Raw genomic sequence first — 1,296 nt, forward strand, 5'->3', positions numbered from 1 at the left:
GCGGCGAACACGGCATCGGTGCCGAGCTGCGACTCGACCGACATGCCGGCGGCAACGTCGGCGGTGTCGAGCAGCACCGAGAGGTCGTGGAGCGCGAGCAGCAGCATCCCCAGCATGCCGTCGGTGCCGTTGATGAGCGCGAGCCCCTCCTTCTCACGCAGCACGAGCCGTGCGATGCCCGCCGCGGCCAGAGCGTCGGCCGCGTCGACCTCCTCGCCGGTCGCGGTGCGCACCCGCCCCTCGCCCATCGCGGCGAGCGCGACGTGCGACAGCGGGGCGAGGTCGCCCGAGCAGCCGAGCGAGCCGTACTCGCGCACGATCGGCGTGATTCCGGCGTTGAGCATCGCGGCGTACGCCTCGACCACGACGGAGCGCACTCCGGTGTGCCCGGTCGCGAGAGTCTGGAGCCGCAGCAGCATGAGGGCGCGCACCACTTCGCGCTCGACCTCGGGGCCGGTGCCGGCGGCGTGGGAGCGGATGAGGCTCGCCTGCAGCTGCATGCGGCGCTCGGGCGCGATGAAGGTGGTCGCGAGCGCGCCGAAGCCGGTCGAGATTCCGTAGTGGGGCAGCGCGTCGTCGGCGAGTCCCTCGACGAGCGACCGCGCCGCCTCGACCCTCTCGAGGGCCTGCGGTGCGATGTCGACTCGCGCGTCGTGGCGGGCGACCGCGACGACGTCGTCGGGGCGCAGCGGTGCGGCGCCGACCGTGACGACGGTGCCGAGGATCTCGGGCGCAGGGTTCATGCCTCGATTCCACACCGACGGGCTGTGGTGCGACACCGGGCCGTGGCATCCTGTGTCTGTCATGCCAGACATTCCTGCGACCGTCGGTCGTCCCCAGGTGCCCGCGGCGGATCAGACGCTGCGCATCCTCTCGTTCCTCGCACGCCAGCGCGGGCCGGTGCCCGCGCGCACGATCGCGACGGGCCTCGGCATCCCCAGATCGAGCGTGTACCACCTGCTCGCGGCGCTGCAGCACCACCAGTTCGTGGTCCACCTTCCCGAGGATCGCCGCTGGGGTCTCGGCATCGCCGCGTTCGAGCTCGCGGGCGGCTATGCCCGCCAGGAGCCGCTCGCACGGCTCGGCCGCCCGGTGCTCGCCGACCTCGTCGACCGCACGCACGAGAGCGCGCACCTCGCCGTGATGCACGGCCGCGACGTGCTGTACATCGTCGAAGAGCGCGCCCCGCGCCGACCGGCCCTCGTGACCGACGTCGGAGTGCGGCTGCCGGCGCACCTGACCGCGACCGGCCGGGCGATGCTGGCCGCGCTCCCCCGCGAGCAGGTGCGTGCGCTG

The 1,296-nt window shown here is 73.5% G+C and carries 2 protein-coding genes; one reads left to right on the forward strand and one right to left on the reverse strand.

The features are described from left to right. A partial coding sequence (locus EIO58_RS18085; protein WP_164861872.1) for an aromatic amino acid lyase occupies window positions 1–743 on the reverse strand: 743 nt, incomplete at its 3' end. A gap of 61 nt (window positions 744–804) precedes the next feature. On the opposite strand from EIO58_RS18085, the gene EIO58_RS18090 reads away from it, so the two are divergent. Next, window positions 805–1,296: IclR family transcriptional regulator (locus tag EIO58_RS18090; RefSeq protein WP_164861871.1), on the forward strand; the 492-nt coding region annotated here is incomplete at its 3' end.

Source organism: Microbacterium sp. CPCC 204701, from assembly GCF_004010105.1.
Lineage (GTDB): Bacteria > Actinomycetota > Actinomycetes > Actinomycetales > Microbacteriaceae > Microbacterium.